We start from the raw sequence: 7,575 nt of genomic DNA on the forward strand, positions 1-7,575 counted from the left end.
GGGGTGTGGGATGTGGACGCTGGGTGGCAGGGGCGCGCGGTGCGTGGCCCTGCGGGGTGTGGGGGGATGCCGGGGTAGGGCACACGGGGCGGGCGTGTGGGGTGTCCGGGGGGAGGTTGGTGGGTGGGGTGGTGGGTTAGAGGGATTGGCGGTGGGTGGGGGAGAGGTGCCAGCCGGATTGGGTGTATTCGATGAGGTTGGCTTCGGCGAGGGTTTCTAGGCATTCCTGGGTGGTTTCTAGGTCTAGGCCGGCTGTGGTGGCTATGCGGGTGGCGTGGACCGGGCGTAGTACGGGGACGGCGTCCAGGGTGCGGCTGAGGTCGTGGTCGAGGTTGTCGGTGGGGGTGGCGGGGGCGTGGGGGTAGGTCGTGATGTGGGTGCCGATGGGGGAGATCGCCTCGAGGATGTCGGCGACGTTGGTGGCCAGGGCGGCGTTGCGTTCGCGGATCAGGAGGTGTGCGCCTTCTGACATCCGCGAGGTGATCGAGCCTGGGACGGCGAGTACTTGCCGGCCGCATTGCTCGGCCCAACCCGCGCTGTTCAGGGCGCCGCTGCGGATGGCGGCTTCGACCACGACGGTGCCGAGGGTGGTTGCGGCGATCAGTCTGTTGCGGGCGAGGAAACGCAGTTTGGTGGGTGAGCATCTCGGCGGGAGTTCGCTGACCAGCAAGCCCGTTTCGGCGATTCGATCGAAGAGTGCCGTGTTGCTCTTCGGGTAGCTGACATCGACTCCACAAGCGAGCACGGCGACGGTCAGACCTCCGCTCGCGAGGGCTCCACGGTGCGCCGCGGCATCGATGCCATAAGCGCCGCCGGAGACTACTGTGACGCCCTCATCGGCAAGTCCGGCAGCAAGTTCGGAAGCAGCGTGTTCGCCGTACGACGAACACGCGCGGGCGCCGACCACGGCGACTGATTTCGCGAGCGTCTCCCGCAAGTGCTCAGGCCCGCGAACCCAAAGCCCGAACGGTACGCCGCCGCGACGGCTCTGCAGCCCCGCATCGGCCAGCACCTCCACCTGCTCTGGCCATTCGTCGTCGCCCGGGATGACGAACCGCGCGCCGGCCGCCGCCGCGCGCTCGAGATCAACCTCCGGACGAGCCTCAGCGACCCGCGGAGCCCATCGCTCGAACATGGGTCGCTTCTCGTGCAATGCCGCCCACAGTTCCTGAGCCTCAAATCCGTCGAACGTGGCCACCGCCGCCGGGTCTCCGGGCTCCACCACTCGCGACAGCCCTGCCCGAGCAATCCGCTCGTCGTCACCGCCAGTTGTACGAGCACTGGACGACGGCGCGGGTACGCCTGAGGGCGAGGGCGAGGGCGAGGGCGAGGGCGAGGGCGAAGGCATGGACGTGGACAGCGGTGCTGCGACGGACGTGGGCAGGGGCGATGAGGGGATTGAGGTGGTCATGAGGTGGCCTCTCGGATGGGACGGGCATCTGCGAGGGGAGTCAGCGGGATGCCGGTGCGGAGTTGGAAGGCTTGGTGGGTGTGGGCGACGGTGGGCGTGGTGGAGCCGTCGAGGTCTGCGAGGGTCCAGGCGAGGCGGGAGACGCGGTCGAAGCCTCGGGCGGTCAGGCGGCCTTCGGCGTAGTGGTCTTCGAGCAGGCGTTGGCTCGGCTCGTCGATCGGATACTCGCGGCGGAGGATCGGGCCGGGGATCTCGCTGTTCAGCGCCCAGCCGGTGTTGAGGTAGCGGTGGGCCTGGCGGTCGCGCGCGAGTCGGACCCTGGCTGCCACCTCGGCGGTGGACTCCGGGCGATCGCCATCAGCTTCACCTCGCGCGGCGGGCAGGATCTGGCGCTGGATGTCGACTCGATCCTTGATCGGACCGCTGATGCGCTGGCGATAGCGGTTCAAGTTCTGCGGAGTGCAGTTGCAGACGCCGTGCGGCGTACCGGCAAGGCCGCAGGGGCAGGGGTTGGCTGCGAGGACCAGTAGGAAGCGGGCTGGGAACTTGGCGACCGCCGCCGCCCGGTGGACCTCGATAAAACCGGATTCGAGTGGTTGGCGCAGGGTGTCGAGCGTCAGCGGATGCATCTCGGGGGCCTCGTCGATGAAGAGGATCCCTCGATGGGCGCAGCTGATGGCGCCGGGACGCGGCATGCCGGAGCCGCCACCGATCAGGCTGGGGAGGGAGGCGGTGTGGTGTGGAGCGATGAAGGGCGGCCGCACGACCAGTTCGGCGTCGTTGGTGAGCAGACCGGCCAGCGAGTGGACAGCGGACACCTCCAGGGAGTCGTCGGTGCTGAGATCCGGCAGCAGGCCGGCCAGGCGTTCGGCGAGCATGGTTTTGCCGGAACCGGGCGGGCCGTGCAGGTAGATGTGATGTCCACCGGCGGCGCTCGCTTCGATCGCCTTACGTCCTTCACGCTGGCCGATGACGTCGTGAAGATCGACCTCGGGAACCCGCGTGAGCGACTCGGAGATGAGCCTGGGCTCCGCTCGCGGCGGCTCCTCGTCGGGCATCTCGGTCTGCCGGAGCAGAGCGAGCACCTGGCGTAGAGATCGCATCCCATAGACCTCGATGCCCGGAACCAGCCTGGCTTCGCCCGCATTCAGCTCGGGGACGACAACTCGCTCGAATCCGGACCGGGCGGCGGCCAGCGTCATCGCGAGGGCACCGCGGACCTCGCGCATGCGGCCGTCGAGGCCGAGCTCGCCGATGATCGCCACCTGCCGCAGGCGCTGATTGTCGATCACACCTGCGGCCGCGAGGAGCGCACACGCTATGCCGACGTCGTAGTGAGAGCCAGTCTTGGGCAGGGTCGCGGGGGAGAGGCCGATGGTCACCTTGCGGTCGGGGAACTTCTCGCCGCTGTTGACCACCGCGGCGCGGACCCGGTCGCGAGCTTCGGACAGCGAGGCGTCCGGCAGGCCGATCAAGGTGGTCTTCGGGAGACCCTGGGCGATGTCGGCCTCGATCTCGACGAGGTGGCCCTCCAATCCGACGAGGGCAACGGACCAGGCCTGGGCGAGCGGCATCAGGCCACGCCCCTGACGTGGTCGACACTCGGGGCGCCGCCGTGCGGCAGGAGCACGGCGACGATGTCGATCCTGATCTCGCCGGGCCGCACCTCGTGCTCCCGCAGCCAGTGGCCGACCAGCTGACGGAGTTTGCTGAGCTTGCGGTAGGTGATCGACTCGAGCGGAGAGCCGTAGTTCAGCCCTCGCCGGGTCTTCACCTCGCAGACGACGAGGGTCCGCGCCTCCCGGGCGACGATGTCGATCTCGCCCTGCGCGCAACGCCAGTTGCGCTCCAGGATCGTGAAGCCGTTCTCCACCAGATACCTGGCGGCGAGATCTTCGCCGTACTGCCCGACTGCTCCCGTGGTTCGCATCGATGACCACCTCCGACTAAGAACATGCCGGGGTTTTCACCGATTTCGCGGGCGACTTCAGGGCCTGTGGACAACTGCCCTTCGCTGGATCAGTTGCGCATGTGTTTTCCGCGCGTCGACTTCGGCGGCGTCCGGACTGCCCGCAGCTCGCCGGTGTCCGGCTCGTGCCGGATCGCCTGCAGGCCGCCCGTTCCGCGGTCCGTGTCGCCGATGTCGAAGTCCCAGCTGTCCTCGTTCGCCAGGCGGCTGTGCCAGCGGCCGTACAGACCATAGATCGCCAGACCGACCACCATCCAGATGCCGAACTTCGTCCAGGTGCTCGTCTTCAGGTTGAGCATCAGCCACAGCGTCGCGCCCAGGGAGAGCAGCGGGATCAGCGGCACCATCGGGACCCGGAAACCGCGCTCCAGGTTCGGCTCTGTGCGCCGCAGCGTCAGCACGCCGACCGCGCAGAAGGCGAAGCAGAAGAGCGCGCCGATGACCAGCAGCTCCTCCAGCTCGAGCACCTTCGGGTACAGGGTGAGGAGGATCGCGGCCGCACCGGCCGCGGAGGCGGCCCGGGCGGGGGAGGAGTAGACCCGGCTGACCCGGCCCAGGCTCTTCGGCAGCAGGCCGTCACGACCCATGTTGAACAGCACACGGCTCTGGGCGATCAAAACGACCATGATCACCGTCATCAGGGCAAGCAAGGCCCCTAGATTGACCACCTTCGCCGCCCAGCCCACGCCGACGGCCGACATCGCCTCCGACACCGGCGCGGCGCCACCCAGTTCGCCGAACGGGCGCATCCCGACCAGCACGACCGCCATCGCGACGTACAAGATCGTGACGGCGCCGACGCCGAGCAGCATGCCCTGCGGCACCGTCTTGCGCGGGTTGCGGGCGTCCTCGGACGCGGTCGCGATCAGGTCGAAGCCGATGTAGGCGAAGACGATCGAGCTGGCCGCGGTGAAGATGCCCATCATGCCGAACGAGCCGAACGACGAGTCCAGGATCCAGCTGAGCAAGGTCGGACTGGCCGTCGCGGGTGCGGGGCGCGCGTCCGGGATGAACGGGCGGTAGTTGTCGAAGTTGATGTGCGTGGCGCCGATCACGACGACCAGCACGATCACGGCAACCTTCGCCAGGACGACGACGGTGAGCACGCGGGCCGACAGCTTGGTGCCGGTGACGACCAGCGCGGTCAGGATCAGTAGCAGCAGCGGCGCGACCAGGTTGACCTTGGCCTCGGGTCCGAAGTACTGCGCCACTCCCGCGGGCAGGGACACACCGAAACCTTCGAGAGTCGCGAGGAAGTACGCCGACCAGACTCTGGCCACGATCGCCGCGGCCGTGACGAGCTCCAGCACGAGTGCCCAGCCGACCAGCCAGGCCCACATCTCGCCGAAGGTGACGTAGCTGAAGGTGTACGCGCTGCCCGAGACGGGGATCGTGGACGACAGTTCGGCGTAACAGGCCGCGGCCAGTACGCAGACCACTGCGGCGATCAGGAACGACAGGATCACAGCGGGGCCGGCGACGTTGGCCGCTTGCTTACCGCTGAGACTGAAAATGCCGGACCCGATCATCACGCCAAGTCCAAGTACGACTAGGTCGCGACGACCGAACAAGCGCGGCAGACGGTGCCGCGCATCCTCGACTCGAGTGAACGCCGACTCGACCGGCAGGCGCCGGCCTACGGTCTGTCCGTTCGCTGAGGGGGCCATGGTCAGGGGTGCCTCCGTTGCTACTAGGGCAATCGGGCCGAACAGTAGTCGACCAGTGGGTTTCGGGCCAGACCTCCTCGGGGTATCCGCCGCGCGGTGGCTTGCGATGCCGCGGTCGCTCCCGCATGGTCAGGACATGGTGCCGGACGACGTCAGCGAAACCCCTTCCTCCATGGCAGGTTTCTCTGTGTTACTGGCTGACTACGAACGGCATCTGACGGCGGAAAGAGACCTCAGCAAACATTCGGTGCGAGCCTACATCGGCGACGTGACGGATTTAATCGATCATTTGACTCGGCTTGGTCACGATGAGCTGAGCGGCCTCGACATCCGCGGACTGCGGTCGTGGCTGGCCAAGCAGCAGAGCCTCGGCAAGTCGCGCAGCACGATGGCGCGGCGCGCGACGGCCGCCCGGGTGTTCACCGCCTGGGCGCAGCGGACCGGGCGGATCGAGACCGACCCAGGCGCGCTGCTCGCCAGCCCCAAGCCGCACAAGTCGCTGCCGGGCGTGCTCGGCCAGGCAGAAACCCGCGCGGTGCTCGACGCCTCCGCGGTCGCGGCGGACGACGGCAGCCCGGTTGGGCTGCGTGACTTGGCGATCATGGAGTTGCTCTACGCAACGGGTATCCGGGTCGGCGAACTCTGCGCGCTCGACCTCGACGATGTCGACCCCGGCCGCCGGGTGGTCCGCGTCTTCGGCAAGGGCCGCAAGGAACGCTCGGTCCCGTACGGCGTACCGGCGGGTGCTGCGCTGGACGGGTGGCTGGACGTGGCGCGGCCGAAGTTGTTCCGGCCGGGGAGCGGGCCGGCGTTGTTCCTCGGGGCGAGGGGGGCGCGGATCGATCAGCGGACCGTTCGGCGACTCGTGCACGCCCGGATCGATGCGGTCGACGCGCCCGATCTGTCGCCGCACGGGATGCGGCATACGGCGGCGACGCATCTGCTCGAAGGCGGGGCAGACCTGCGCAGCGTGCAGGAGTTGCTCGGTCACGCATCGTTGGCGACCACGCAGATCTACACGCATGTGTCCGGCGATCGGCTACGACGCGCCTACGAACAAGCGCATCCGCGCGCCTGACCTTGGGCCTGGATACGGCAGACTGCGGAGTATGCGGGTTTCGGCGAAGTCTGACTATGCGTTGCGGGCGCTGATCGAGATCACCCAGCGGTGGGTGGCGAACGACCCCTCGGTGGTGTCCGCCGAGGAACTGAGCCGTGCGCAGGGGATTCCGCATGGCTTCCTGCAGGGGATTCTCGCCGATCTGCGTCGCGCCGGGGTGTTGTCGAGCCAGCGTGGTCAGGCCGGCGGGTGGAAGCTCGCGGTCGACCCGAACGAGATCTCGGTCGCCGACGTGATGCGCGCGGTGGATGGGCCGATCGTGAGCATCTCTGGTGTGCGGCCTGAGAGCGTCGCCTACAACGAGCGGGCGGTCGTGCTGCAGCGGGTGTGGATCGCGGCGCGGGCGAGCCTGCGGGACGTGCTGGAGCACACGACGTTGATTGATCTTGCCAAGGGGAAGCTGCCGGCTGGGGTCGAGCGGCGCTCGCGCGACGAGGACGCTTGGCAGGCGCGGGTCCCTGGGAGCTGATCTGCTCTCGGCTCGACGAGTTGACGCCCCGGCGATCAGCAGGACGCCGCGGGTGGACGCTAGACGCTGGCTGGACGCCGCAGGCGAGTCGGTCGCGAGCGGCAAGCAGCGCTGTCGAGGCCAATCGGACGCCGTGGGTGCGCCGGTCGCGAAAGGCGAGCGGCACGTTGGGTGTCGGCAGGTCGCCGCAGCTGCGCCGGATGGTGGCGAGCAGTTGGCTGAAGCGTCTGGGGTTGGTGGTTGGCATCAGTGCCGCCTGATCAGCAGGCTGCCGATGAGGGTGGCGGCGGCTGCAAGGCCGACGATCACGCCTGAGGCCAGACCGCCTCGTGGTGAGGCGTTCGCCACCAGGCGGGTGCTCGGCGGGGCGTTGGCTGGCGTGAGAGGTGGGCCGGCTGGGTGGGTTGACAGCGGTCCGGCCGGTGCGGAGCGGGTGTTGGTGGGGGCTGGGGTGGTTGGGAGTAGGCGGATGGGGCGTTGGGGGAGTAGGGCCAAGGGGTTCAGGTAGGTGGTTGCCTGGAGTAGGCCCCAGTGGAGGCACGTGGTGGGGGCGCAGTGGGAGCCGGCTGCGGAGAGGTGGCCCAGTGGGGTGCCTGGGATGACTGTGGTGCCGACGCGGATCGTGGCTATGACCGGCTCGTAGGTGGTGCGGAGTGGGCCGTTGGTGATGACGATGACGCCGCGGCCGGCCAGCGCCGCGGCGTACGTGACCTTGCCGGGGGTTGCGGAGCGGACCTGTTGGCCGGGGGAGCCTCGCAGGTCCAGACCGCGGTGGCCGGGGAGCCAGGGTTTGGGTGGTGGTTCGAAGCCGCGGACGATCTCGGGCCGTGGATTGAGGGGCCAGACCGCAGCGGTCTGAGGTGGAGGCAGAGCAGGCTGGGCCGCGGTCAGGGCGGACTGGGTCGGGCCTGGAGTGGGCTGGGCCGCGGCCAGGGCGGG

7 protein-coding genes are annotated in these 7,575 nt (G+C 68.8%); 2 read left to right on the forward strand and 5 right to left on the reverse strand.

All coding sequences use genetic code 11. The annotated features are described in order from the left end of the window. Window positions 1–136: 136 nt before the first annotated feature. From dprA to A3ES_RS0144980, 4 genes are all read right to left on the reverse strand, one after another. Window positions 137–1,135 (reverse strand): DNA-processing protein DprA, encoded by a 999-nt coding sequence (dprA, locus tag A3ES_RS56620; protein ID WP_272944672.1) that lies wholly within the window; start codon window positions 1,133–1,135, stop codon window positions 137–139. A gap of 272 nt (window positions 1,136–1,407) precedes the next feature. Then, entirely contained in the window at window positions 1,408–2,985 is a 1,578-nt protein-coding gene (locus tag A3ES_RS0144970) for a YifB family Mg chelatase-like AAA ATPase (protein WP_020393396.1), read from the reverse strand. Next, a complete protein-coding gene (locus A3ES_RS0144975) occupies window positions 2,985–3,341 on the reverse strand; it encodes a YraN family protein (protein ID WP_020393397.1) in 357 nt (118 codons plus the stop codon). Before A3ES_RS0144975 ends, A3ES_RS0144970 begins: the two co-directional genes overlap by 1 nt. Before the next feature lie 89 nt (window positions 3,342–3,430). Then, on the reverse strand, window positions 3,431–5,047 hold the full coding sequence (locus A3ES_RS0144980; RefSeq protein WP_020393398.1) for an APC family permease: 1,617 nt from the start codon (window positions 5,045–5,047) through the stop codon (window positions 3,431–3,433). A gap of 136 nt (window positions 5,048–5,183) precedes the next feature. On the opposite strand from A3ES_RS0144980, the gene A3ES_RS0144985 reads away from it, so the two are divergent. Both A3ES_RS0144985 and A3ES_RS0144990 read left to right on the forward strand, forming a co-directional pair. Next, complete coding sequence (locus tag A3ES_RS0144985) at window positions 5,184–6,125, forward strand: tyrosine recombinase XerC (protein ID WP_020393399.1); 942 nt, start codon at window positions 5,184–5,186, stop codon at window positions 6,123–6,125. A 31-nt stretch (window positions 6,126–6,156) separates the two neighbouring features. Beyond that, window positions 6,157–6,636 carry an RrF2 family transcriptional regulator gene (locus A3ES_RS0144990; protein WP_020393400.1) on the forward strand — a complete coding sequence of 160 codons (480 nt, stop codon included), beginning with the start codon at window positions 6,157–6,159 and terminating at the stop codon, window positions 6,634–6,636. A gap of 246 nt (window positions 6,637–6,882) precedes the next feature. Here the strand turns inward: A3ES_RS0144990 and A3ES_RS52080 are convergent. After that, a partial coding sequence (locus A3ES_RS52080; protein WP_020393401.1) for a M23 family metallopeptidase occupies window positions 6,883–7,575 on the reverse strand: 693 nt, incomplete at its 5' end.

Origin of the sequence: Kribbella catacumbae DSM 19601 (assembly GCF_000372465.1) — a bacterium.
Taxonomy (GTDB): domain Bacteria; phylum Actinomycetota; class Actinomycetes; order Propionibacteriales; family Kribbellaceae; genus Kribbella; species Kribbella catacumbae.